This window comes from Sphingobacterium sp. LRF_L2 (assembly GCF_965644235.1).
Taxonomy (GTDB): domain Bacteria; phylum Bacteroidota; class Bacteroidia; order Sphingobacteriales; family Sphingobacteriaceae; genus Sphingobacterium.
In genome coordinates, this window is sequence record NZ_CBFFRI010000003.1 from 304221 (window position 1) to 329807 (window position 25587).

Annotated in this window: 30 protein-coding genes; 5 read left to right on the top strand and 25 right to left on the bottom strand. The window is 40.0% G+C overall.

All coding sequences use genetic code 11. The features are described from left to right. Window position 1 precedes the first annotated feature (1 nt). From ACSZOX_RS07245 to ACSZOX_RS07360, 24 genes are all read right to left on the bottom strand, one after another. A complete protein-coding gene (locus ACSZOX_RS07245; RefSeq protein WP_437919190.1) occupies window positions 2-487 on the bottom strand; it encodes a hypothetical protein in 486 nt (161 codons plus the stop codon). Between the two features lie 2 nt (window positions 488-489). Beyond that, the gene (locus ACSZOX_RS07250; protein ID WP_437919191.1) at window positions 490-861 is read right to left on the bottom strand and encodes a hypothetical protein; all 372 of its coding nucleotides are present in this window, start codon (window positions 859-861) and stop codon (window positions 490-492) included. A gap of 10 nt (window positions 862-871) precedes the next feature. Next, on the bottom strand, window positions 872-1495 hold the full coding sequence (locus ACSZOX_RS07255; protein ID WP_437919192.1) for a hypothetical protein: 624 nt from the start codon (window positions 1493-1495) through the stop codon (window positions 872-874). Next, entirely contained in the window at window positions 1473-2105 is a 633-nt protein-coding gene (locus ACSZOX_RS07260; RefSeq protein WP_437919193.1) for an outer membrane lipoprotein carrier protein LolA, read from the bottom strand. The genes ACSZOX_RS07255 and ACSZOX_RS07260 overlap by 23 nt, the downstream gene beginning before the upstream one ends. Before the next feature lie 123 nt (window positions 2106-2228). Further along, window positions 2229-3008, bottom strand: a complete 780-nt coding sequence (locus ACSZOX_RS07265; protein ID WP_437919194.1) for a polysaccharide deacetylase family protein — start codon at window positions 3006-3008, stop codon at window positions 2229-2231. Then, window positions 3002-4060, bottom strand: a complete 1059-nt coding sequence (locus tag ACSZOX_RS07270) for a beta-ketoacyl synthase N-terminal-like domain-containing protein (RefSeq protein ID WP_437919195.1) — start codon at window positions 4058-4060, stop codon at window positions 3002-3004. The genes ACSZOX_RS07265 and ACSZOX_RS07270 overlap by 7 nt, the downstream gene beginning before the upstream one ends. Then, window positions 4057-5256 (bottom strand): beta-ketoacyl-[acyl-carrier-protein] synthase family protein, encoded by a 1200-nt coding sequence (locus tag ACSZOX_RS07275; RefSeq protein ID WP_437919196.1) that lies wholly within the window; start codon window positions 5254-5256, stop codon window positions 4057-4059. Before ACSZOX_RS07275 ends, ACSZOX_RS07270 begins: the two co-directional genes overlap by 4 nt. Then, window positions 5256-5513 carry a phosphopantetheine-binding protein gene (locus ACSZOX_RS07280; protein WP_437919197.1) on the bottom strand — a complete coding sequence of 86 codons (258 nt, stop codon included), beginning with the start codon at window positions 5511-5513 and terminating at the stop codon, window positions 5256-5258. Before ACSZOX_RS07280 ends, ACSZOX_RS07275 begins: the two co-directional genes overlap by 1 nt. 63 nt (window positions 5514-5576) lie before the next feature. Then, window positions 5577-6224 carry a hypothetical protein gene (locus ACSZOX_RS07285; protein WP_437919198.1) on the bottom strand — a complete coding sequence of 216 codons (648 nt, stop codon included), beginning with the start codon at window positions 6222-6224 and terminating at the stop codon, window positions 5577-5579. Beyond that, window positions 6218-7345 carry a beta-ketoacyl synthase N-terminal-like domain-containing protein gene (locus ACSZOX_RS07290; protein ID WP_437919199.1) on the bottom strand — a complete coding sequence of 376 codons (1128 nt, stop codon included), beginning with the start codon at window positions 7343-7345 and terminating at the stop codon, window positions 6218-6220. Before ACSZOX_RS07290 ends, ACSZOX_RS07285 begins: the two co-directional genes overlap by 7 nt. Continuing rightward, window positions 7315-7764, bottom strand: a complete 450-nt coding sequence (locus ACSZOX_RS07295; protein ID WP_437919200.1) for an acyl-CoA thioesterase — start codon at window positions 7762-7764, stop codon at window positions 7315-7317. Before ACSZOX_RS07295 ends, ACSZOX_RS07290 begins: the two co-directional genes overlap by 31 nt. Beyond that, a complete protein-coding gene (locus tag ACSZOX_RS07300) occupies window positions 7739-9004 on the bottom strand; it encodes an ABC transporter permease (RefSeq protein WP_437919201.1) in 1266 nt (421 codons plus the stop codon). The genes ACSZOX_RS07295 and ACSZOX_RS07300 overlap by 26 nt, the downstream gene beginning before the upstream one ends. A gap of 7 nt (window positions 9005-9011) precedes the next feature. Further along, the gene (locus ACSZOX_RS07305; RefSeq protein WP_437919202.1) at window positions 9012-9764 is read right to left on the bottom strand and encodes an ABC transporter ATP-binding protein; all 753 of its coding nucleotides are present in this window, start codon (window positions 9762-9764) and stop codon (window positions 9012-9014) included. Next, window positions 9761-10756, bottom strand: a complete 996-nt coding sequence (locus ACSZOX_RS07310; RefSeq protein ID WP_437919203.1) for a BtrH N-terminal domain-containing protein — start codon at window positions 10754-10756, stop codon at window positions 9761-9763. The genes ACSZOX_RS07305 and ACSZOX_RS07310 overlap by 4 nt, the downstream gene beginning before the upstream one ends. Continuing rightward, window positions 10756-11160 (bottom strand): hypothetical protein, encoded by a 405-nt coding sequence (locus ACSZOX_RS07315; protein ID WP_437919204.1) that lies wholly within the window; start codon window positions 11158-11160, stop codon window positions 10756-10758. Before ACSZOX_RS07315 ends, ACSZOX_RS07310 begins: the two co-directional genes overlap by 1 nt. Before the next feature lie 3 nt (window positions 11161-11163). Beyond that, complete coding sequence (locus ACSZOX_RS07320; protein ID WP_437919205.1) at window positions 11164-11625, bottom strand: hypothetical protein; 462 nt, start codon at window positions 11623-11625, stop codon at window positions 11164-11166. Then, window positions 11625-12053 carry a hypothetical protein gene (locus ACSZOX_RS07325; RefSeq protein WP_437919206.1) on the bottom strand — a complete coding sequence of 143 codons (429 nt, stop codon included), beginning with the start codon at window positions 12051-12053 and terminating at the stop codon, window positions 11625-11627. Before ACSZOX_RS07325 ends, ACSZOX_RS07320 begins: the two co-directional genes overlap by 1 nt. Beyond that, entirely contained in the window at window positions 12053-13201 is a 1149-nt protein-coding gene (locus ACSZOX_RS07330; protein WP_437919207.1) for a beta-ketoacyl-ACP synthase III, read from the bottom strand. The genes ACSZOX_RS07325 and ACSZOX_RS07330 overlap by 1 nt, the downstream gene beginning before the upstream one ends. Further along, window positions 13188-14093 (bottom strand): hypothetical protein, encoded by a 906-nt coding sequence (locus ACSZOX_RS07335; RefSeq protein ID WP_437919208.1) that lies wholly within the window; start codon window positions 14091-14093, stop codon window positions 13188-13190. The genes ACSZOX_RS07330 and ACSZOX_RS07335 overlap by 14 nt, the downstream gene beginning before the upstream one ends. A gap of 13 nt (window positions 14094-14106) precedes the next feature. Beyond that, window positions 14107-14994, bottom strand: a complete 888-nt coding sequence (locus tag ACSZOX_RS07340) for an LpxL/LpxP family acyltransferase (protein ID WP_437919209.1) — start codon at window positions 14992-14994, stop codon at window positions 14107-14109. Window positions 14995-15004: 10 nt separating this feature from the next. Next, entirely contained in the window at window positions 15005-15247 is a 243-nt protein-coding gene (locus ACSZOX_RS07345; protein WP_437919210.1) for a phosphopantetheine-binding protein, read from the bottom strand. Between the two features lies 1 nt (window position 15248). Continuing rightward, window positions 15249-16475 carry a beta-ketoacyl-[acyl-carrier-protein] synthase family protein gene (locus ACSZOX_RS07350; protein ID WP_437919211.1) on the bottom strand — a complete coding sequence of 409 codons (1227 nt, stop codon included), beginning with the start codon at window positions 16473-16475 and terminating at the stop codon, window positions 15249-15251. 8 nt (window positions 16476-16483) lie between these two features. Beyond that, window positions 16484-17215 (bottom strand): 3-oxoacyl-ACP reductase FabG, encoded by a 732-nt coding sequence (fabG, locus tag ACSZOX_RS07355; RefSeq protein WP_437919212.1) that lies wholly within the window; start codon window positions 17213-17215, stop codon window positions 16484-16486. A 1-nt stretch (window position 17216) separates the two neighbouring features. Next, window positions 17217-18734, bottom strand: a complete 1518-nt coding sequence (locus ACSZOX_RS07360) for an HAL/PAL/TAL family ammonia-lyase (protein WP_437919213.1) — start codon at window positions 18732-18734, stop codon at window positions 17217-17219. Window positions 18735-18856: 122 nt separating this feature from the next. Here ACSZOX_RS07360 and ACSZOX_RS07365 point away from each other — a divergent pair, with 122 nt between their 5' ends. Next, the gene (locus ACSZOX_RS07365) at window positions 18857-20116 is read left to right on the top strand and encodes an NAD(P)/FAD-dependent oxidoreductase (protein WP_437919215.1); all 1260 of its coding nucleotides are present in this window, start codon (window positions 18857-18859) and stop codon (window positions 20114-20116) included. Window positions 20117-20176: 60 nt separating this feature from the next. On the opposite strand, the gene gltX is transcribed toward ACSZOX_RS07365, so the two are convergent. Next, window positions 20177-21697, bottom strand: coding sequence for a glutamate--tRNA ligase (gltX, locus tag ACSZOX_RS07370; protein ID WP_437919216.1), 1521 nt, complete (start codon window positions 21695-21697; stop codon window positions 20177-20179). Window positions 21698-21791: 94 nt separating this feature from the next. Here gltX and ACSZOX_RS07375 point away from each other — a divergent pair, with 94 nt between their 5' ends. The 4 genes from ACSZOX_RS07375 (at window position 21792) to ACSZOX_RS07390 (ending at window position 25487) form a co-directional block, all read left to right on the top strand. After that, on the top strand, window positions 21792-23036 hold the full coding sequence (locus ACSZOX_RS07375) for a sensor histidine kinase (protein ID WP_437919217.1): 1245 nt from the start codon (window positions 21792-21794) through the stop codon (window positions 23034-23036). Continuing rightward, window positions 23017-23559 carry a DinB family protein gene (locus tag ACSZOX_RS07380; RefSeq protein WP_437919218.1) on the top strand — a complete coding sequence of 181 codons (543 nt, stop codon included), beginning with the start codon at window positions 23017-23019 and terminating at the stop codon, window positions 23557-23559. Before ACSZOX_RS07375 ends, ACSZOX_RS07380 begins: the two co-directional genes overlap by 20 nt. Next, a complete protein-coding gene (locus ACSZOX_RS07385) occupies window positions 23540-23968 on the top strand; it encodes a hotdog fold thioesterase (RefSeq protein WP_437919219.1) in 429 nt (142 codons plus the stop codon). Before ACSZOX_RS07380 ends, ACSZOX_RS07385 begins: the two co-directional genes overlap by 20 nt. Before the next feature lie 244 nt (window positions 23969-24212). Beyond that, complete coding sequence (locus ACSZOX_RS07390) at window positions 24213-25487, top strand: sugar MFS transporter (protein ID WP_437919220.1); 1275 nt, start codon at window positions 24213-24215, stop codon at window positions 25485-25487. Window positions 25488-25587: the final 100 nt, after the last annotated feature.

Consider the following 25587-nt stretch of genomic DNA (forward strand, 5'->3'; position numbering starts at 1 on the left):
TCTAATGGGCTATTTTCTTCTGCTCCTCAGCACTGAATACCGATGATTGTTTCATATAGCTTCGAACAAGCGATTTTACTTCCGACGATTGTTCTTCAAATTTAGCTAAAATGATGTGCTTATCTTCATCAATATTTTTTTTATACTTTAGGATTTTGGGAGAATGTTCTTGAACAGCAAGTCGGATTAACCGAATTTCAAGCTGGTTTGGCGATGTTTTCACTGCATTTTCTAAAAGATGTATCCCTTGCATAACCATTTCTTTTTTTTTCTCGCGCTCACTAAGGTAACGTGCCTTCAAGGTCAACGAAGCTCCTTTATACGCTAACAGCAGCGGATCATTTTTTTTATAGTCGCGTAGCGAAATATATAGTTTTTCAGTCGCTTCTTTCGAGTTTTTTGCTTCTTCAAATTGACTCCTTACTGCATGCAGATCGATAGCGAACAAAGAAAACAAGCCGAGAAAAATAACTAAAATACCTTTCATGTTTATTTTATTTTATAAAAATTAGTCAATTTAAGTGCCACAGTATCATCGAATGAAGTTACATTCTTAACTTTAATCAACTCACTGTCAGTGGAAAGATCTAGAACTAATTGCAAAATGGGATTAATCAGCGGATTAATAAGAGCCATAAATTTTACATTTGAAGATTTCGTTAAGAACAACGATTTCTGGGTGATGCTCTCCGTTATTTCCTTAATAATTTGCATCATACATACGCCTGGCGTTACTGGATTTCCCGGAAAATGTCCACTAAATATTTTATGCGCCGGATTAAGACAAACATGCACGATGTATTTCTGAACACTTACCTCTTCAAAACGTTCGATAGTGTAAAAATCTTCTATTAAACTCATAACTCGTATATTATAAAGTAGACTGTTTTTTATCTAAAACCAAGTGCATCGTGATCGGAAATCTTCGATGTTCAATGCTTACCTCTTCCACAGACAGTCCCTGAATGTTTCTAAAAGAAACTAAAAAATGCTCCTTCTTCCCCTTGACCCGCGATATATTCAACATTTGCCTATTTTCAAATGTATAATAACTGTCCTTAGCCAAGTAAACAGGAAATCGCTGTTTATCCATAAAAATAAGCGCTTCGGAGGAAAAACGACGTTCGGTTAATACGCGAAAAATATCAACAATTTCCTTCACGACAACGCTACGGTCTAGATCGTCCATTGCATAATGCTTGGTATAGGTATAAGGAAATAATGTTACATCCAATAATGTTTGTCCAAAATCGCTAACTAATGCCACCCGGTGAACGTCTGGTTGAACGGTCTTAATCAATAAGGATCCGTTCACATCACACCCAAAGGCTTCTATTTTAGCACGATAAACAAAAGACTTTGACGTATCGGCATAGTAGTTATTAAGTTCTTTCGGTGCTATATTTCTCACGCCCGATGACTCTGGATAACGATAGCTGCCACAAGAGGTAAGCACCAGGAGAAAAACAGAACTAAAGATTAAAAACGGATTCATTGAGTTTGGTATTTACTTTTCTATTCTTTAAAACAAATCGTGTGTAATCATCGGACGGTTCAATAAACTGAACCTCCTCAACCTGATGGTCCTGAGAAGAAAAAACGAGAAGGATTTCTTTAATATATTTTTTCGAATCGCCCGTCTTTGGAGTAAGACGTACTACGTCTTTCCCATCTTTCTTCACATACGCAATAACAAATTCCTTTTCGTCATATTGTCCGGTATGCAGACTTGAAGAAATTAATTTACTCATTTTCTCAAACTGCTTACTGCCTCCTAAGGCAAGGGTCTTCTTTTTGCCATTATCGTCGATCTGAATCTGACCATCTTTCAACACCATTTTATACTGAAAAGGGGTTGTGTAGCTCCAACTCAATCTATCTGGATGTTTGAGGAATAATTTTCCCGACGATTCTGTCGGTTTTTTAAGGAAACTCACATATTTATACTGTGTAAAATCAGCGGAAAGTGTCTGAATGTCACCGATTTTTTTTAACGATTCTTGAAAAGTGCTTTTTTCAGCAACTGTCATAGGGCGCGTTTGAGCCTCCATAAATCGCGGAAAAAGCATTAGATAGATCAGGAAAAAAAATAATCTACATTTCATATGTGTATAATTATTTATGAGTGTTCGATTTCATTGGAATAAATGAGCTCGTTTCACTCGTTTTTTTTGTAATGGTCATATGGAATATCCAAACTGTACTCATTCGTATTTGTGTCGTCTTTCCTAAATGGATATTTCATATGCTTGCAAATTTAACAAATCATCTACAGAAACACAGGCATATCCCTCTTCTTTCAGATAAGGTAATAAGCGTTGCAGAACGTTAACTGTACGCTGAGATGTATCATGAAACAAGATAATATCACCCGCCTTCAACTTTCTCTTTACTCGTTTTAAGATCCGATCTTCATCAGAAGTTACGGTATCTAGAGAACGATTGCTCCAACCGATGACGAGATGTCTTGATTCTTTGACTGCTTTAGCCACAGATGGATTAGTTACACCAAACGGGGGACGAAAAAACTTTGGAAGTTTACCTGTAGCCTGTAGTATAGCACTGTCACATTGCGCAATCTCTTCAGCAACTTGTCTTTGTGTCTGGAATCCGAAGTTTTTTTTGTGAAAATACGTATGGTTCGCGATAACATGTCCCTCCAACGAGAGTGCACGAACCAGTTCAGGATCCTTTAATACGCGCTCTCCAATACAGAAGAAGGTTGCCTTCATCTGATACTTAGATAAAAGCTCTTTAACAGCTGGAGTGAACGCCGACGGGCCATCATCAAAGGTTAGCGCTATCACTTTATTATCCGGCTCTTTCTTTGAAAAAAAGGTCTTCACAAAGTACCCTATACGAATATCAAAAGATCCCCATATGGTTAACAACAGTGCAAATACCACAACAATAAACAGCCATAAAAAACTACCGCCAAAGATTCCTAACAAGAGCGCTATCACAAAAAAAAAGATAAATAGCGGAAACAGAATCTGATGCTTTAACATGCTCTTATAAGAATTAGGGCGTGGTCCACTCCTCTATATTGATTGTAGATAAGAATCGTCTTAGGTGTAGAAGTCCGATCAATTGTGTTCCAATAGAGTACTTCCGGAATATGCTGCTCTCTTAATAACGAGGCACCGATTGCTAGCGCTAGTGATGAACAACTATCATATTGCCCTACAATATGCTTATAGTATAAAGCTGGTATTTGCGGGAACTGTTCCCGAGCAATATCATAATAATCATCGTCTTGATCACCACAGTAGCCTAGTAGTAATGCATCCACCTGAGACGCATCGATAGCATTAGACTTCAAAAAACGGCCCACAAAAGTACTGACATCGCCCTTCTCGACGATGTTTTGCATAATCACATCGACGACCGCTGCATAGGAATGCTGACTTCTACTTGAACTTAATGAAAAGAAGGCTGCTCCTTCCGCATAATTCACACCAGGAGATCTGCTCTCTTTCACACTTTCGAAGACTCCTTCCGATTTAATATACCCAATCTTTTGCAGCAACAAATAGGTATGATCTGAGATTTCATCAACGCCACCTAACAAAATATCCGTGGCTTCTGAAGATTGTAATTGAAGAAGAGCATCTAAGAGTGCCGATTCGAATGAAACGGAACGATTCACGTAGGTAAAGTTATACCCTTTGCATCCTAAGCGTAATGCAATTTGTGCGGCAACTGTATTGTGAGTGGATTGAATAAAAGATGTTGGTGTCAAAAATTGCTCATCATTATCCAAGATTGCACGAAGAAATTTTTCAGAATCTTCGGAACATCCAAGTCCTGTACCTGTTATAATAGCATCGGGAAGTGTTAGTCCTGCCTCATCTAAAGCTTGTTGAGCGGCAAAGATTCCCATTTTTATCCCTTTAGACATCCGTCTTATCATTGCGGGAGCAATAATATCCTTATAAACAGGCTGAACAGCGTCACTGATTGGTCGGTTTAACTCTTTCGCTTCAGCCAACAACGACGGCCGCCATATACCTTGTGCTGTCACAGCCCCTATACCATTTATAAACACACTCGCTTTCACTGTTTCGAAAAAATAAGAGTTGAACAATTTCCACCAAAACCAAAAGAATTAGATAACACATTCGTCAGTTCGCGATTTAGTAAGGTTGTTTCTGGAACCAAATCAAACTCATGCATTTTAGTTTTAAAATGAAGATTTGGAAAAATAACATTATTCCTAAGCGCTAAAATACTGTATACAGCTTCTATAGCTGCTGCCGCAGCCAAAGTATGACCGGTAAACGCTTTAGTAGAACTAAAAGGAGGCATATTTTCTTCAAAAATCCGTAGTAACGCACGTCCCTCTGAAAGGTCATTATTAGGTGTCGCTGTTCCATGTACATTTACATAGTCAACATTATCCGCAGTTAGCCCCGCAGTATACAGTGCTTTCTTCATCGCTAAAAATGCACCTTCACCCTCCTCGGATGATGCCGTTTGGTGAAAAGCATCATTCGCATTGCCAAAGCCTTTCAAGTAAGCTAATACATCCCGGTTTTCTCTTTTCGCCAGTTCTTCCGACTCTAGCACCAAATATGCAGCGGCTTCTCCCAGGTTCAAGCCTTTACGGTCATCGTCGAATGATTGACAAAAGCTATCGGATAAAATCATCAAGGTTTTAAAGCCATTAACGGTAAATTTACTTAAAGCATCGGTTCCTCCTACGATAACCCGATCGAGCCTTCCGCTGTGTATCAATCGCGCTCCCATCATAATAGCATTAGCTGCCGAAGAACAGGCCGTACTGATTGTAGTCACGATTCCTTCAATTCCTAGATAGTCCGCTATCTTTTGAGTAGAATCTCCAGCATCGTGTGCTGTGATATAAGGATAGAGTTCCGGCTTCTGCAAATAGTCGTAAAAATACCTTTCCGTATAATCCATTCCGCCCACACTTGTGGATGATATCAAACCCGTCCTCACAGAATTAATATTGTCAATACCGGCAGATTTTACAGCGGCGCTTGCAGCATACATTCCTAATAAAGCTGTCCGGGTAAAATTACTTTTTGTCGGCCCTCCCAATAACTGCACAAGTTCCTCATTTGAATACTTGATCTCTCCTACCCAAATGTCTTCAGCATGTTTTGTCTGAAAATTTTCTATGCGAGAGATGCCGTGTGCCCCCTGCAGCAATGCCGTCATATTTTCCTCCACAGAGCATCCAATGGAAGATATAATCCCCATGCCAGTAACAGCAATTCTCGGAGAAGCCATTATTTTGTGCGATTTTCAGTTATATAAGCCGCCATTGTCTCAATTGACTGAAAGATCGATTTACCTTGTTTAGGATCAGATAATTTAATTCCATACTCCTTATCCATTAACACAATGAGTTCCAAAGCGTCAATAGAGTCCAGACCCAAACCTTCACCAAATAAAGCATCATTATCATTAATATCTTCAGTCGTTATATCTTCTAGATTTAACACCTCGATAATTTTCCCTTTTAATTCTTCTTTTATTGTTGCCATTATATATATAATAAAATCAAATGTATTAATGTTTGTTAACAGTTATTTATTTATAGCTATTTTTCAGCGTGCATCCTCTAAACTTGAAATGAACGATTCAAGCCCTGCTTGGTTAAAAATCTGTTGAATATTTGCAACGGAATGGGAAGATCCCTTCTCCTCACCAACAAGATACAAAACCGCTTGGTAACTTTCTTGAAAAAATTCAACCCAACCGCACATCACCTTTTTCGCTTTATTCGAATGCAAGAGATATTCACTATAAGCATGAACCATTTGTACAGGAAAACGCTCCGCGATAAAAAAAGCATTTTCCGTTTGCAAATTGTGACGGATGCTAATCTCTCCAACACAAATATTAGCCAATGTGTAAACAAAAGTCGCAGGGCTTGGGAAAAAGTTTTGAGACGATCGAATAGATTCCTGGTGTTTAACATCCGTATCTAGACTCCCCGACCTATTAACCAACACAATCGCTAAATCTTCTTTTGCTTCATCCTTAAGTAGATACTCCGTTGCCAAGACCGCTAATTTACTTAACGCATCCATTTTATAAAATTTAGGATAATCCGGCGTTAAACTTTTAAACGCATCCTTTGCAAATTCTTGAAAAGACAGTCCCACTGGTCCCTCCCAGAGCGTTTCATTATCCACGAATATACGATGGTTAGCTATAATGCAGGACTTAAGTATATGATTCTTTTCTAGCATACTTTATCAATGATTACAGCCGCATTGCTCCCACCAAACCCCGAAGCTGTCTTTAAAAGCCTGCGGATGGGAGCCGTTTGCAGTTCCTTCACAATGTTCAAGGGTTGTGATACACCATGTTCACGGAAGCCTAATGTGGGAATTAACAGGTTTTCCGTCATCCCTTTTAAGGCTAAAACCGTTTCCAATAATCCAGAGGCTCCCAACGTATGTCCGTAATAACCTTTTAGACTATTTACAGGAATAGCCTGTAGCCCCAAGCGATTAAATGCTATTGCTTCCATCTCGTCGTTGTAAGCGGTAGCTGTACCATGTGCGGAAATGTAGTCTAAAGTTGTTAAATCAACATCAGCTTCGCTTGCTGCAGCGGTTACACTTTGAACTAACCCTTCTCCAGTACGAGAAGGTCCAGAGATATGGTTCGCATCATTTACAGAACCTTCTCCTAGTATTTTATAATTTCCGATCTCTTTAGATACATATAAACATGCACTTGCCTCTCCCAAAGAAACGCCTGCCCGATCACGATCAAAAGGCCGGCATGGAAAAGGGCTCATCGCCTGAAATGCAGAAAATCCAGAAGCAACAAATGCGGTGAGTTCATCAGCTGCCAGCACAATAGCATCATCATACAAACCTGACTGTATCAACCTTTTAGCAACAAACAAAGCAAGCAATCCCGAAACACAGGCATGAGATACAACAATAGGTTCGGTCATAACCCCTGTCTGAACGGCGACTTTTTTTGCAAGCCTACTTAACTCCACATTTTTCGCATTTCCCACCTCTAGTGAGGATATATTCCCTTTCGTAGTTGATAGCACAAAGGCAGTCCTTTCCGTAAGCGTTCTGGCATTCAATATTGGCAACATCGCCGAAATAAGCATATTCTCCAAACGTGTGTTATCGCCATTGCACAGATCCAACAATAGTTTATCGTCGATCTTTGCTGCGTATAAATCACTTAAAGTGCCGATATGATGTAGACCAAGCCCTCCTTCCCCACGGAGCAAAGACGACCAATTATCTTCTAAATTGCTGCCCAAAGGCGTTACGCAATTCATTTCATGAATATATACCGAATCGTAAATCATTCTTGTAGCCCAACTTTTCTCTTCCATTCGATAACAAACGCAGGAATATTGAGTGCCAGATTATTGTCCCCATCCAGAAAAACCTGAATAGTCTCTCCTAAACAGACCAGCTCATTTTTATCATTAAATATCCGAAAGCGAAAGATCAGCTTCGCCGCCGGCGTATCAATAAAGGATGTTTCTATGCGCGCATTTTCACCATAACGTAAGGGCAATCTGTGCTCACAACTCGATTTGACAATAGGCGTAGTGTAGCCTGCTTTCTTTACGGTTAAATAGTCTATCCCGTAGGCTCTACCAAATGCTTCTCTTCCTTGTTCGAAATATAAGATGTAGTGACCATGCCATACAATGCCCAATGAATCGACTTCACTAAATCGGACCGGAATGGTGACATTCTCCTTTAGGTTAGTTTCCTCATTAAACCGTTCTCTTCTTTTTATCATATAAAGTGGCTATGGTAAGCGTAAGTACAAAAAACAAAATTAATAAAATAATCTCAGGCAGGATGTCGACCAACGACGCGTGCCGAAGCAGAATATCGTAGAAAGCACGCAAACCCCAATTCATTGGAGAAATCGCAGCTAACTTCTGCATCATTGGTGGCATAATGAAAACAGGAACCCACACCCCACCAAATGCAGCTAAAACAACGGTAAGCGTTGCCCCAAATGGAGCGGATTGCTCCTGTGTTGTTGCAATAGTGCCAATTAAAATCCCTAAACCAATCGCCGCCAAGCCACTAAAAAGTGCTATGATACTTAGGTGTAGAAAATATCCATTAACTTCAAAGTGATGCAACCCTAAATAAGGAAAAACAAATGCTCCTACAAGCAACATCAAATAAAACTGAATTAAGCTAATCAGTAAATAAGTACAGGTTTTCCCCAATAGAAATAGTGCATATGATGTTGGACTTGTACTGATACGTAGCATCGTACCTTGAGACTTTTCTTTGACAATATTGATAGAAAGAGGAACTACAATAAAAAAAATAGCAAACAATGCCCATGCCGGAACATTATGCTGAACAGCACTCGGTATTAAATTTTGGCCATCGCCACCTTCTATAACTTCTTTAAAAGATATAAATTGCTGGCCCGTGAGGCTCAAGTTTGCTTCCTCATCCAATTCACGTTGAAAAGTATGGTAAATGGTTTTTGATTCAATATTAGAAACCATTTTATCAATAGACATCTTTATAGCAGTCTTAAATGCAGCCTGTGTAGCTGGATCGAAATAAAGCTTAATTTCCTTTTCATTTACCGCTACCTGTGCCTCTTTTGTTGTATCAGCACTGTAATCAAATTCGGCTAAGATCTTATCTACATTCTGTTTTACATGTAAGTTGAGATCATGCGTTAAGTTCTTGGGGAGAATAATTGCTAATTGATATTTTCCCTCATGCACCAATCGCTTTGCTACATCTTCCGTTATCGCTTGACCATTCAATGAAGTAATTAACTTGAGCCCCTTTTCTGCTTTGAAATTCTCTTTCACATGGGACGAAATAGTATCCAAATCGTGATCAACGAGCAAAACTTCGATCTCACTCCCTAATATCGAATCAAAAGAGCCTTTTTGAACCAACGTTACAGCCACCAAAAGAATCAAAGGCATCACAAACAAGATGACAATTCCTCCGATATCTCGTCCCAATAAGAGTAATTCTTTTTTTATAGACATCCATAGTTTATACATCACGAAACCCCTTCCCTGTTAGATGTATAAAAACATCCTCCAAATTCCTCGCATCAGGAACCGATGCCACCAAACTTTGCGGAGAACCGATTCTCCATAATTGTCCTGATTCTATAATCCCTACTCGCGTACAAAACTCCTCTGCTTCGAGTAAATGATGAGATGTATATACAATCGTCGTTCCCTCACTATTTAGTTTTCTTAAGTAATCCATTATAGCCTGTTTCGAATGCACATCGACCCCGACAGTAGGTTCATCTAAAAAAAGAACAGATGGTTTATGCAATACGGCTGCCAGTAAATTGACACGGCGCTTCATTCCTCCAGAAAAGTCTTCCACTTTCTTTCCTCTATGTTTTGAAAGCCCCAATCTCTCCAAAGCCTCATCAATTTTCGAATCCAGCACTCGCCCGGAGAGGCCATACATACTGCCAAAATACAAGAGATTCTCTCGAGCCGTAAGGGATGGATACAACGCAAAATCCTGAGGAACAACGCCTATGGATGATTTTAATTGCGTAGCGGTCTTCTCGTAAGTGAATCCTGCAATAGAAAATTGTCCCTGACTTGGCTTAAGTAACCCGCACAACATGGATATAAGTGTGGTCTTCCCCGCTCCATTAGGCCCTAAAAGGCCAAAAACCTCCCCTTCAACAATCTCTAAACTCAGGTTGTTAACAGCAAAATCATCCTCGCCACGGTATTTCTTTGAAAGATTTTCAATATGTATAACAACTGAACTCACAGTGATTTTTTCAACTTTTTAAAAAATGCCTCTTCCAGATCTGCCAAATGCAGCAAGTCATTCGATAGCTTATTATATACATCCTCCTGATTGCTTCTCTTTTTATACACACGGGAAGCATCAACAGCAAAATCACGCCATAAGTCGCCAATAACCGTCATCTCCGCCGACAGAGCTACGAGCGCGGGTTTATTTATTTTTTTTCCGGCTTCTTGTAAAAAGGCAGAATAGATATAACGAAAACCTCCTCCTCCTGTTCCAATCTCCTCTTGCATCCGGACCATTTGTGCTAAATAATAATTAGCTTTTTTAACACCCACTTTTTGGGGCCATCTGCGAATCGCCTTTGCCACCATACGCATGCCTCTAACACCAACTATTGGCACAGGAGCTAACATATCGCTACAAGTCTTTTTTATCGCTCCAACAATAGCCTTCTCCCAATCTATAGTTGAGGGAATATAAATTGGATAATAGATATGTCCTTTAGGTGCCAAAACGCCCTTTGCAAAACGAACTCTCTCTAATTCTTCCTCTGTCAGCCTGTGCACAGTTTCCATGGTAGGATCGCTCACCAAATATTCATGATGTTCTTTCCCATATACCACCAAATTATGTGCATTAAAATGAAATCGATAATCTTCTGGAAAATAAGGAAGATGATAAACCCCCACTTGCAAGCCTGATGGTATATTATTCCGGAGGTTCTCATCCAATACTTGCTGGGCTTTTCTTCTACTTGAAAACCTCTGTCTCTTGATTTTCAGACCTAATCGTTTTGCAAGTCGATTAAAAATCCATCCCGGAGCAGGCCTATAGCTAAGTCCAGGGGCATGATTAACCTTTAAAAAAGGCAAATACACATAGAACAAGCCTGAACCAATACCAAATACCATAGGCTCACTAATTGCCAAACCTTTATTTTTTAACAAATTTGAAGCGACTCCATTTTCACAATGGGCCGTAATCTGGTGTTCAAATTCTAATTGCATCAATCTCCTCTATAATTTCTTAATTCCTCTACACGAATATCAAATGCTTCTGCGTATTTGTTCAAAACGCGAGCACTCAACTTAACAAAAACCGATGGCTTCACATGCCTTTTGATGCGCCATTTCCAAAGTCCTGTATAATCGGATAAAATCTGCCAATCCATTCTACGCAATTCCATAAAATAGACAATTGGACTAGCCACACCCGCACGAACATCAGCGCTCGCCTTATCTATACGTTCTTGAAGTTCTTGCAACGTAAGATCTTGGGCAACAGTCTTAGCATCCCAACCGGTACTCAGCTCCGTCGTATATTCTCCATTTTCATCTACCGCATAATAGAGCTCTCTAGACCCTTTTTCAAATACCCGGCCGTTATCTTGTGGCACTTCTGATTTTTTCATATGCTATTGCTTTTTCAGGAATAAATTGATGACAGCCGTTGAAAGAAGTATATCTCGGCATGTTGCACGTACGTCCATCGTACACGTTGCATAACCTTCTCCATCAAATTGTGACGTTAACGTTGACTCGGTAAGAATCTCATCCCCAACAGACGGCAACTCCACTATTTGCATTTGCTTCACGCCAGAGATAAAGCCGATAATTCGTTTGTCTGATTTTGGGTTATAATCGTCTTCATAAAAAGTTTGCCCAACAATAGATGAACACGTTTGGGCCATATTTTCCATCAAACCAATTTCTTGTAGAAAATTGTCCGTTACAAAAATATTATCCTTATTTATACGAAAACTACAGAGCACCCTCGTCGACGTGATTTCCAATATCTTATCTACCATAAGCATTGGCCTCCTGTGTGGAAGAAATTGCTCTATATCTATAGCTGCTGTATATATTGGCTCATCCATTATTTGTTTGCTATTACTGTTTTCATCTGTGCTCTTGCAATAATATCTTCTCCTAATTTAGTAATAATTTCAACTAATGTGACCCCCATAAATTCCTGCAAGATAAGAACTTCACTAAAAATTGTTTGTCCTATTAATGGTAATGCATAAATTTCTGCATGCTGGATGGCTCCAATATACCCCATCGGTGCAGCCTCATCGCGCAGAAAAAAACTATAGCCGGTGTGCAATGCGACTGACTGCGCCATATGCTCTAGAAGTCCACTTTCTGCCAGTGCATGACTATCGGTGAACAACAAGCCCTTTTCTATAAAAAGTGAAGCTGTTAATTGAGTTGTTGTATATGCTTCTAAACTAGAAACCATAACGATAGGGGACCGCTGTGGAATCAGAGAGAGAAGAACGTTGCCAGTAACCGGTAAATGCATTAGCAAACGGTTAAGTAAGCGTAAGCATATGTAAATCGGGCACTTTCAGGTACACATAACAGGATATGCTGGCCCTTTTTCAATTCTTTCGTATGAAGCAGTTCCTCCAACATAAGATAGACCGACCCGGCGCCGACATTGCCTACGTCTTTAAGATTTGTAAACCATTTATTTCTTGAAATCTCTATTCCCGCTTCAGCAAATCCATTATACAGGCCATCAACAAAGTAATGGGAAGAAACGTGAGGCAATAAATAATCGATATCATCAGGAGTTACACCATTTTTTTCCATTGCCTGTTTCATACTATCCACCCCTTTTACTAAAATAAACTTATCCAACATTTTAGTATCTTGCTTGACGGCAAAAATAGATTCAGACAACCATTCCTCAGAAGAATAATCGGAGAATGAACGAAGAGATCCATCAGGCATCTTATCCGCTCCAGCGTACATACAGACATCCAGCTCGTGTGCATAAGAATATCCTTCCATCCACTCTATCCGTAACGAGAAATCACCCTGAGGGGAATTCTCTAATAAAAAAGCACCCGCTCCGTCCGATAACATCCACCGTAAAAAATCTTTATTAAAAGCAAGAATAGGCTGTTCTTCCAGTTGTTTTAAATTCTCAACTTCTTTGCTAAAATGATCTGCAACCATCCAGGAGGACATCCGTTCTGACCCTGTGCAGACTGCATTTTTTGTATTTCCGGACTTTACAGATAAATAACCATATTTGAGGGCATTCATACCAGCACAACAATTGCCTGCAGCCGAATTCACTTCAACATTTCTGTTGCCAAGTTCGCCATGCACCATGACGGCATGGGAAGGCATCAAAAAGTCGGGCGATGAGGTTCCACAAGAGAGCAGCTCCATATCTGTAGATTTAAACCTTTCATCGAAAAGCCCTCTAACTGCCTCTGCAGTCAACTGTGCATTCGTATGCGTCGGGCGTCCATCCGAACTCAAGGCATAATAACGCGTCGTAATTCCGTTATTTCTTAATACAATACGTCGGGCCTTCGATTCTCTATCATTAATCTTTCCCAAATAGGACTCCATTTGATCGTTTCCGATGGGTTCATTGGGCAAAAACTTCGCTATTTTATTTATATAAACTTCATTCATTTTAGATTCCTTCATAATGCTGCCGTTCTTTCTTGTACTTCAAGAAATACAGGAACGGGTAGAGCAATAACTCTACCAAATAGACCAGGGGAGATACCACATAGATGGCAAAAACCACATAATACTTAAATACAACAAGTAAACGCTTTCGTTTTGTTTTATTTTTCAGAATAATAGACGACCAAATTTTAAACATCCTGTTTCCTTTTTGGTCCATAGAGACCAAAAAGAATCGATAGTCAACAGCTCCACTTTTAACGAGTTCTTGCTGTAAAGATGCAAAATTGCCAATCCCTAAATGACGCGCTATAATATCTCCATATTTTGTAGCACCTTTTATTTCTGCATCTGACACCCCAGGTTTCGGAAAAATGCCATAGGCTTTTCGCTTCTTTCCTGAAAACATCCAATCCACAATTGTAATCACAGAAATAAGGTTATGATGTCTATCTGTTAATGCAATATTACCAACCAAAGTGGCGTTGTTTTTCTGTAGCAAGACTTTCACTTTATCCTGGGCTAGCGCCCACATGTTCCGACTACCGCTTACCGTAATCACCGACCTATTGCCCAATATCTTTTCAGCATATTCACTTTTTAAGAAAGAATTAATTGGAATAGACGGTGTTAAATACCATACTTGGTAATACAACACAACGAGGTCGTAATTTGTCTGCAGTATGTGGGGAGCTGGCGGATGAATTTCCTCAGGAATCTGTTGAAAAGACTCCGGAAAAGCATTAAAAAAGGCATCAGCCGTCCAAGGAAATGGAAACTGATGAACCATTTTTATTTCATAGAAATCTATCTCCGCTTTCTGATCGGCAATCATTGGCTTAGCAATAGCCTGTGCTATCTCCTCCAACTGTCCTGACTGCGAGAAATAAATAAAAAGTACTTTCTTCATTGTTACGTCTTATCTACTTTTTATCCTGTTGCCAGAAATCAAAGAAATTAAACCATTGTAAAGAATATCGCATTAACATACTCTCCACACTTTTTGTATAAGCTGCCAAATAAGAATCTGGATCTCTCCTTTTCACCCCCTCTGCTTTTCGAGCATAAAGGTGATAATGCAATCCTTTTTCTTTCATCACATAGACAAACACCACCGGTGCCGACAACCTTGACGCGATATGAAATGGCCCTGCGGGAAAAGAAGCCCGTTGACCAAAAAACGTTGTTTCAAGAGTCTTTGATCCCACAAAATAACGGTCTCCGGTAAAACAAATCAATTCATTGTTTGACAAAGCATCGTTAATTTCGAACACATGGGACATGTCATCCTTTATTTTAATAAACTTAACGCTAGATTTTTCCGAAATCCGCTCTATATACTCTTTAATTACGGTCCTTTCCTGATCTACTGTCACCAGATTTATTTGGAAATTGGAATCAACTTCAGCGAGAAATTTATCAGCGATTTCAAAATTACCCACATGCGCCGATATCAGAATCCCCCCCCTTTGGTTGGCGAGAGCTTCTCGCAAAACATCAATACCATCAAACTCATACGTAAATCGATCTCGAAGGCCTGATGATATAGCGACCTTATCAATAATCGTTTGACCAAAGACAAAATAAGACTGGTAAACTTTCCAAAAAGCGCAAAACGCACGCTTACCTTGGCGCTTTCTCCAATAATAATAGATAGCCTTAAAACTTTTTGGATAAAATAGGAAATAATAAAAGGAAACAAAAATAAGTAATCCGTAGGCAGAGCGGACACCTAGCTTTTTAATCAGAAGTACAAATATCTTATAGCCAAGGAGTGTTCCTTTAGATTTTCCGTCCCATTGGCTCATCATTCATTTTTTTTTAATTCTTATCCGCTATTTTACGTTCAACCACATCATAAAAATCCTGAAAAGTCACCATTCCTGCAAAATCAGCTTCAACAAGCTTAACGCCAAAATTGGATTCGATAATAACGACCAAATCAACATAATCAAGACTATCTAAGTCGAGTGATTCTTTCAAAGATGCTTCTGGAGTAATTACCTCTTCATCAACCTCAAACTCCTCAATCAATATTTCGTTTATCTTTTGATATATACTCACCTTATTCATTATTAAATTTCTTGACTACCAAAGCGGAGTTGGTTCCACCAAATCCGAAAGAATTAGACAAATATATATCAAATTCTTGTTTTATCGTCTTGTAAACAAAATTTAATTCTTTTATATCATCATCGGGTTCCTCTAAATTGATATTAGGGGCTATGAATCCTTCTTGCATCATTAAGGTGGAATATACAATTTCCGACGCACCTGCCATCCAACATTCATGCCCTGTCATCGACTTCGTAGAGCTGACATACGGACGGCTTCCAAATACTTCAAGAATTGCTTTCGCTTCGTTAGCATCGCCAATAGGTGTCGACGTCGCATGTGCGTTAATATACGCTACATCTGACGGAGCAATACCAGCCTGATCCAGCGCACGACGCATCGCCTTAGCAGGTCCGTCAATATTTGGCGTTGATATATGTCCTCCGTTTGAGGAAAACCCATACCCCAAAACCTCCGCAATAATAGGAGCGCCACGTTCGATTGCGGAATCGTAGCTTTCTAAAATGACAGTGGCAGCACCTCCACTTGGCACCAAACCGGTACGTTTCTTATCGAATGGACGAGAAGCTGCGGTCGGATGATCTATATCCGTAGCAAAAACCCCTAGACCATCAAAACTAGCCATCGCATAAGGATTAATCTCCTGAGCACCTCCACAGATGATAAAATCCTGCATTCCTTGTTGTATAAACATGAATCCCAAACCTATCGCATGTGATCCACTTGCGCAAGCCGCACTTATCGTCATGTTGATTCCCGATAAACCAAATATGGTGGCTAGATTCATGGTGACGGTGGAATTCATTGATTTAAAGATAGCTCCCGATCCAATTAATTGGGTATCACGCTTTTCACGGACAATATCTGTTGAATCGATAACCGCTTTCGACACACTATCATTACCATAGAGTATCCCTACCTCCCGTTGCAATAAATCAGCTTCGCTAATTCCTGCATTTTCCAATGCTTCTATGGTGGCTAAGTAAGCGTATTCAGATTCCTCCCCCATACTGATACGTTGACGTCTGCTCAAGACCTTTTTTAAATCCGGAGGAGGCACCGTACCTGTCAAAGGAGACTTAAATCCGAAGTTTAAACGTTCCGTATCGACCACAATACCTGATTTCCCTTCAAAAAGAGACTGTCTTACCTCCGCTAAGTTTGTACCTATACAAGAGTAGATCCCCATTCCCGTGATAACAACACGCTTACTCATTCGATTTTTTATGAATAAATTCCTCCATTAACATTTATAACTTCGCCTGTTATATACCCCGATTTCTTCGATGCCAAAAAGCACACGAGGTCAGCGACTTCTTCAACTTCTCCAAAACGATTAACGGGGATAAGACGAATAAGTTCTTTTTCATCCATATCCTGCGTCATATCAGTCCGAATAAAGCCAGGCGCCACAGCATTTACTGTAATATTTCGCTTAGCAACCTCTTGAGCAAGGGCCTTGGTGGCTCCGACTACCCCCGCCTTAGCCGCAGAGTAGTTTACCTGCCCCGCAGTTCCCTTCATGCCCGAGACAGATACCACATTAATTATTCTGCCATAGCGTTGTCTTAATAATTTCTGGATAAAGAATCGTGTAACGTTATAAAAACCCTGCAAGGAAATATGCAAAACTGACGTCCAATCTTCGGGAGTCATCCACATAAAAAGACCGTCTTTTGCCACACCAGCATTATTGACAATAACTTCAACAATAGCATCTGGGTTCTGATCAGTCCAATACTCTAACGCACTTTTGACCGCATCCTCATCGCCAACATCAAATTTCAGTATATCACCACTTCCACCTGCTGCCTCGATCAAAGCTAATGTTTCCCTCGCTGCAACTTCATTCCCCTGATAATTTATCAACACATGATACCCTAACTCCAAGGCTAACTTTTGACAAATCGCTCGACCAATCCCTCTAGACCCTCCTGTTACTAATGCACATCTCATATTATTTCATCAAATATTCTTTAACCTGCTGAATTGCTGTATAAAGAGGCTTATCATCCGAAAAAGCGGGTATAATGTTACGAATATCGTCGTACACCTCTTTCGTCTTTGAAGATACAAAATTTTGGTAACTTAAAATATCGATGGCTTGCGCGAGCGAAATTGCCTGGACAGCGAAGACCTCAAATGCGTTGACGACAACTTTATGCGCAAGAACGGCAGCATTAGTTCCCATACTCACAATATCTTGATTGTCATTATTATTTGGAATACTATGAATATACATCGAAGTAGAAAGTGTCTGGTTTTCTGCAGTGGTTGACGTAGCCGTAAATTGAGCCCCCTGCATTCCAAAATTGAATCCTAATTTACCCATATTCACGAATGGCGGCAGGATTTCATTAATCTTGGCATTCATAAGATAATTGAGCTGTCTTTCTGACAACATCGTCAACCTGGTCACCGCTAACTTTAACTTGTCCATTTCTAGCGCAATATAATCACCATGAAAATTTCCGCCATGATAAACATTACCATCTTCTACAGAAATAATAGGATTATCACTCACAGAATTCAATTCATCTTCTAAAATGACGCCCACTTGATCCAACGTTTCCATAACAGGACCAAGTATTTGAGGCACACATCGCAACGAATAGTATTCCTGCACTTTATCCTTGAAGATGTCTTCTTGGTTATTTCCCGAATACAAATCCTCTTCCCGCTTCTTGATTAGCTGGCTGTCTACAAGCTGCTCACGCATCAATCGAGCAATTTCTTGCTGTCCTGGATGTAGCTTTACTGCATTCAAGGTTGTGGAATAGTGGTCGTCATGCGCCTTGACGATTTCGTTCATGGCACAGGAAAGCCATATCGACCAACTTAATAACTTTCTGCTTAAAAAATAGTTAACCAACCCTATACCCGTCATGACGGAAGTACCATTTATTAAAGATAGTCCTTCACGAATGACAACCTCAATTGGTTTCAGACGCTCTTCTTCAAAAACCTCGGATGTTGATCGCCGAACGCCTTTATATAAGACCTCCCCTTCTCCGATTAAGACTAGAGCAAGATGGGCGAGCTGAACCAAATCTCCACTTGCTCCAACACCGCCATGCGCAAATATTACGGGTGTAATATCGCGATTAATCATTTCCTGAAGCAAGGCGATCACACTATTGTGAATACCACTCTTGCCTTTTGAGATGTTTGACAACCGCGTGAGCATAGCCGCTTTTACTTGAATTGGCGACAGCAAATCGCCAGTCCCCGCAGCATGACTTCGGATTAGATTATACTGCAGTTGATGGGTATCTTCATCCTTCACCCGATATTGAGCCATAGGGCCAAAACCTGTGTTGACACCGTAAATCACCTTATTTTCTGCAAATTTCTTCAAAAAAAGATGACTCTCTTCTACAATTTCAAGCACATCTGACTGTACTTCTAATGGTTGGTTATTGAATAAGATCTCATAAACCTGAGACAACGTAAGTTTTTTATCTACTGAAATCATTTATTTGCCAGCAATCGCCGAATTTTAGATTATCACAAAAAAGCACAAATATAACTCTTACATTTGTGTCATATTTTAACACATGCAAAAGTAATATAATTTATATATTAATCCGTTACGACATGTTCACCGAGGAAGTAGATATTTTGATTATTGGAGCAGGACCTTCTGGTTGTGTCGCTGCAGGCTATCTCCAACAGAAAGATGTACGAATCAAAGTCATAGAAAAATCCAATTTTCCCAGACTGGTGGTGGGCGAGAGTCTCATCCCCCGGGTTATGGATCATTTTGACGAAGCAGGGCTGCTTTCCGCACTACAGCAGCATAATTTTCAAAAGAAACCGGGAGCTCGCTTCATCAAAGGAGAAGTAATAAGCATCTTCGATTTTAGTCAAAAATTTGGCGACGGCTGGGACTGGACTTGGCAAATACCTCGAGCGGAATTCGATCATGTCATGACGAAAGAACTGGCGAGAAAAGGTGTGGATATTGCGTTTGAGACAGCATTGATGGCCATCGAATTCAACGGAACCGACTCCATTTCTACTATCGAAGATAAGGAGGGGAACGTTTCGCAGATTCGAGCGAAATTTGTTATTGATGCAAGTGGCTACGGAAGAGTATTACCTCGTCTTTTAAATTTAGACAAACCCTCTCAATTAAACCCTCATTCTGCCATTTTTTCACACGTAAAAGACATCAACCGTCCCGAGGGCATCGAGGGAACACAAATATCATTCGATGTATTGGAAACAGAAGTATGGCTTTGGGTAATTCCTTTTTCGAATGGTCTCACAAGCTTAGGCATTGTGGCGCACACCGACTTTATTGAACAACTCAAGGGAGATCAAGGCACCGCTGAGGCGTTAAAGAAAGCGATTCAACTTTCCGATTTTTACGTAAAACGCTTTGCAAATACGCATTTTGAATTTGAGCCGATTCACCTTAAAAACTACTCTGCAGCCGTAACGAAAATGTATGGTGACGGCTTCGCACTAACAGGAAACAGCTCCGAGTTTCTAGACCCTGTATTTTCGTCGGGGGTATGCTTTGCAACAGAATCCGGTATTCTTGCTGCTAAATTAGCATACCGACAGTTAAAAGGGGAGCACGTAGACTGGCAAATAGAATTTGCTGATTACATGCAACGAGGAATTGATGTATTTACGACCTATGTAAAAGAATGGTATACGGGCAACTTGCAAACATTATTCTTTCACCGTCCTGAAAACCTAGATATAAAGCAAAAGATATGTGCGGTACTGGCGGGCTATGTTTGGAATGAAGAAAATCCATTTGTAAAAAAACACGATAGAGTAATCAAAACAATGGCATACATGTTAGAGAACAATGAAACATTCTCCAACGATTTATATATGTAATCCTCAAAAAAAAGATCCGAATCCACAGTGGATTCGGATCTTTTTTCTACAAAGGCTCTCCTAAGAAAAAGCGGGAATGGCTCGCTGGATGCGTTCTAAAACCTCTGTCTTACCAAGGAGCTCAGCGATCTTAAAGACATCAGGGCCAAATTTCCCTCCAACCAACATGATACGGAATGGCATCATGAGCTCTCCTACTTTCAGCCCCTTATCACTTATCTTTGTTTTAAATAACGTCTCTATATCCGCAGCGTTCCATGAAGCGAGTTCATTAAACTCCTGTGCAACCTCCTCAAAAAACAATTGCTTATCCGAGTTCCACTTCGGCTTCACAGCGTCCACATCATAGCTCGATGGCTCTGTAAAGAAAAATGAACTTTGCGTCCAAAAATCTTCAACAAACGTTAATCGTTCTTTTACCAACGACAAAACTTCGGCTATATAGCCTTCCTCGAAAACACGATTCGTCTGGGTTTCGATGATGTGATTTATTTGAGGCAACAGATCTGCATTGCTTGCTTTCTTAATCCACTCGTGATTGAACCATTTTGCTTTTTCAAAATCAAACTTCGCTCCAGCTTTACTCACCCTATCCACACTAAATTTTTCCACTAACTCTGTTGCTGTAAATATTTCCTGTTCGGTACCATCGTTCCATCCCAGGAGGGCTAACATGTTTACAAAAGCCTGAGAAAGAAATCCCATCTCCCTAAATCCTTTTGTTACATCTCCAGTCTTAGCATCTACCCAATTCATCGCGTATACAGGAAATCCTAATCGATCACCATCTCTCTTACTCAATTTACCATTACCGTCTGGTTTCAATATCAACGGCAAATGCGCCCATTGAGGCATCTCATCTTTCCAACCTAAATACTCCCAAAGCAGCAGGTGCACTGGAGCTGAAGGAAGCCATTCCTCGCCTCTGAAAACATGGGATATTTCCATCATCCTATCGTCGACAACAACAGCTAAATGATACGTCGGCATTCCATCCGCTTTCAACAACACCTTATCATCCACTAAATTTGTCTCAAAAGACACTTTCCCACGAATCATATCTTCAAAGGCTACGATCCCATCCGCAGGCATTTTTATACGTATCGTATGAGGCTCTCCTGCTGCCAAAAGCTGATTTGTTTCAGCCGGTGCAAGACTCAACGAGTTCCTCAGTTGCAAACGATTTTCATGAGAATATCTGAAATTAGGATGTTGCTTCCGTTGAGCATCCAATTCTTCTGCCGTATCAAAAGCATAATAGGCAAGTCCTTTTTCTACTAATTGCTCTGCATATTGTCGATAGGAAGGCTTGCGTTCACTCTGCCGATAAGGCCCATAACTACCCGGATTCTCCGGACTTTCATCAGGCACGATGCCACACCAAGCCAAACATTCCTTGATATATTCCTCAGCACCAGGCACAAATCGCGTCTGATCGGTATCTTCTATTCTTAATATAAAGTCGCCCCCATGCTGGCGAGCGAAAAGATAATTGAACAATGCCGTACGCACACCTCCTAGGTGTAGACCGCCCGTAGGACTAGGGGCAAAGCGCACGCGAACTTTTTTATGCAAACTCATAACCACAAAATTACACATTTATCACTGAAACACCTTCCTAAAAAGACGAAGATCACCTTTTTAGGAATGCTGAAAATTACCTATTTTGCATACCATGATGATAAACAAAGATCAGCTGTATCGATACCATACGAAACAACGATGGAAGGTTTTTCTATTTTTGTTTGCCGCTTTAATTGCGGGAGCCTCTCTTTTCTATACAAATTACCTCGTAAAAAGCTTATCAAAATCGGAGCGAACAAAGGCAGAAGTGTGGGCCATGAGTACCAAAAGTATTGTTACGATGCCCGATGTCGACGATCAATTCATCAGTTTCGTATACGCTGTTCGAGACAGCTTGTCCATACCCGCTATTATCACAGATGAAAAAGAAAATATTATTTTCTGGCGAGATCTAGACCCGAATAAGACGAATATCAAAGGCCATGTAGATTCAACAAACCACAAATTAGAATATGATCCCATCTATTTCGAGAAAGAACTTGCAGCGATGAAACGGAATCATACACCTATCGCGCTTCACTTGGATACCGGCGAAAAATGGTCTGTTTACTACCTCGATTCTACAGCATTAAGACAGTTAAGAATTTTTCCCTATTTACAACTTTCGCTGATAGCCCTCTTTCTTATCATCGCATACACGGTTTTTAATTCCATCAAGAAATCCGAACAAAACCTTGTTTGGGTGGGAATGGCTAAAGAGGCTGCACATCAACTGGGTACACCAATATCTTCACTTATGGGTTGGCTAGAGCTTGTGCGAACGAAGTTCAACGCGGAGGAAGACAGTATATTAAATGAGATGGAGCGAGATGTTAAACGGTTGGAAATTGTTGCCGATCGGTTTTCCAAAATAGGCTCTACCCCCACGTTGACCAACCAAGTTGTGTTCGACGTTATACAGGAATATATACATTATTTCCGTGTCCGGACAAGCGAAAAAATAAGCTTTGAACTAACAGGAGATAAAACCGTCGAAGCCAAACTAAATGTACAACTCTTCGACTGGATTATCGAAAATTTACTTAAAAACGCGGTAAATGCCATTGAGTCGGAGGGACAAATAATTGTTAACATTATTGACAACATTGCAAAAGAGGAAATTTTTATAGACATTAGTGATAGTGGAAAAGGAATTCCAAAATCAAATTTTGATACCATTTTCCAACCGGGTTTCACAACCCGTAAAAGAGGCTGGGGATTAGGGCTCAGTTTGACTAAGAGAATGGTTGACTATCATCAGGGCCAGATATTCGTCAAAGAGTCTGAAATCGGGAAAGGAACGACATTTAGAATAATACTTAAAAGCAATTTACGATATGAACCCACTCAAGTCTGATGAATATCCAGCGATCTACAGTGATTACATAGAAAATGTAGTCGGCCCTGTCATGGAAGAGCTTCAAGAACAATTGCTAACCTTCTCCGAATTTATAGCAGGTATTCCAGAAGATATGGGGGACTTTACTTATGCAGAAGGAAAATGGACGATTAAGGAAGTATTGTGCCATATATTAGACACAGAGCGCGTCATGGCATATCGCGCTTTACGTTTTTCAAGAAATGATATGACAGAATTGGCTCCGTTTGAACAAGATGAATTCGTACAAAATGCCCGACATAACGAAAGATCCTTCGAAAGTATTATGGAAGAATTTCATTTCTTAAGGAAGGCAAATCTGCTTCTTTTCGAGACCTTCAATGAAGTAGAGCTCGCTCGCAAAGGCATGGCTTCTGGTCGGCTTGTCACGGTAAAAGCATTTCTATATGTTATTGCGGGGCATTTAACACATCACCGCATTATCTTAAAAGAACGATATCTAAATAACGAAAACATACAACATGTCGAAAATTTGGTATAAAGATTACGATCTCGACGAAGTAAACGGCATTTTTGGAAAATACATGACTGGTTATCTCGATATCAAAGCAACAGAGATACAAGAAGGTATGTTAATTGCCAGCATGCCTGTTCATGATAAAGTCAAACAACCCTTCGGCATTCTACATGGTGGGGCATCTGTTGTGTTGGCCGAGTCTGTAGGAAGCATTGCCTCCAATATGGTTATCAATCAAGCACATTTCTCTGCGGTAGGTATGGAAATAAATGCCAATCACATAAAATCTATCAGTGAGGGTATAGTATATGCTTATTGCTCCCCGTTGCATCTAGGTTTAAAAAGTCATGTGTGGGATATAAAAATTAAAGATAAAAATGGCAAACTGATCTGTATTTCTAGGTTGACTGTCGCAATTATAGAAAAAAAATAATTTTTTCTATAAAACATTTCTGGTTTTCCGTTGTATTATATACAAACACCATTAATTGGTTTTATGATACGGTTTAGGTTTTAGAGAGATTTCGCCCAACGGAATCTCTCTAATCTTTTTTTATAAAGTTTCTGCCGATTCTCGCTTTATTATTAAAAATATCAATTTATTTTCCTAGTCTTGTAGTGCATAAACAAACATTTAACGCCCAACGTATCTATAAAACTAACAAACTAAAGAAACAATGAGTATTACCCCAACACGAAAAACGGCATTGCTCCCTATGCTTATTTGCTGTTTATTATTTTTCATTCTAGGCTTTATTACCTGGGCAAATGGTTCCTTGATACCATTTTCCAAACGCGCTTTTAATTTAGAGACCGATCTTCAAGCTTATTTAGTGACATTTGCCTCTTACATTGCGTACTTTTTTCTTGCGCTGCCCAGTTCATGGATTTTGAAGAAAATTGGATTCCACAATGGACTTGTCGCTAGTGTAATGGTATTAGGGCTAGGCTCTTTAATTTTCATCCCTGCAGCAGAACACAACAGCTATCTTCTCTTTTTATTGGCTATTTTTGTTCAAGGAGCGGGCATGGCATTACTGCAAACAGCGGTAAATCCTTATTTAAGTATCATTGGCCCTATCGAAAGTGCGGCCCAACGGATCTCCATAGCTGGTATTTTTAACAAATCTGCAGGCATACTCGTCCCCATTATCTTCAACCAACTGTTGCTCAAAGGGGCAAATGCCGCAGAAGAAAAACTGAATGCTGCAACAACTGAAATCGAAAAACAATCTATTCTATCCGATTTACTCCAACAATTACATACACCATATATTACCTTGGCCATTATTTTCGTAGCCTTCGCCGTTTTTCTGAAGTTCGTTAAACTTCCAGAAGTAGGCGTAGAGGAAGATAGCACAGAAGGTGATAAATTGGTTACAAAAAATCGTCTTACCCAATACCCTCACCTCTTTTTAGGTGCATTGGCTATCTTTTTTTGTGTTGCTGTGGAAGTCATGGCCGGCGATATCATCGGTACCTATGCTCGAGAGCTAGGGAATGTCCCACAGGTCTTTAGAGACAATGCGACGACGTTCACTTTATTATTCATGCTTTTCGGCTATGTATTAGGGATTATCGCTATACCTAGATTTATTAGTCAGCAATTCTCTTTACGAATCTGTACCATAGTCGGTATAATATTCACCACATGTGCCGTGTTTACAACGGGGCTTACTTCTTTTTGGTTTGTCGCTCTTCTAGGCATCGCTAATTCTCTGATGTGGCCTGCAATTTTCCCGCTTGGCATTCAAGGGTTAGGTAAATTCACAAAAATCGGATCCGCAATCATGATTATGGGCATCGCAGGAGGGGCAATTTGGCCACTTGTTTACGGCTTCTTAAAAGATACGTTAGCAATTGATTTTCAACATGCTTTCTTATACGCAATGATACCGGCCTACCTTTATATCTTATTCTTCGCAATTCGAGGACATAAAGCAGGAAAATAAGGTTTTCAAGCAATATGTTATGCTAATGACTGAAGGCAAACAAAAATCTTAACTAAAAAAAGGGGCTACATTTAAATGCAGCCCCTTTTTATATGTGATG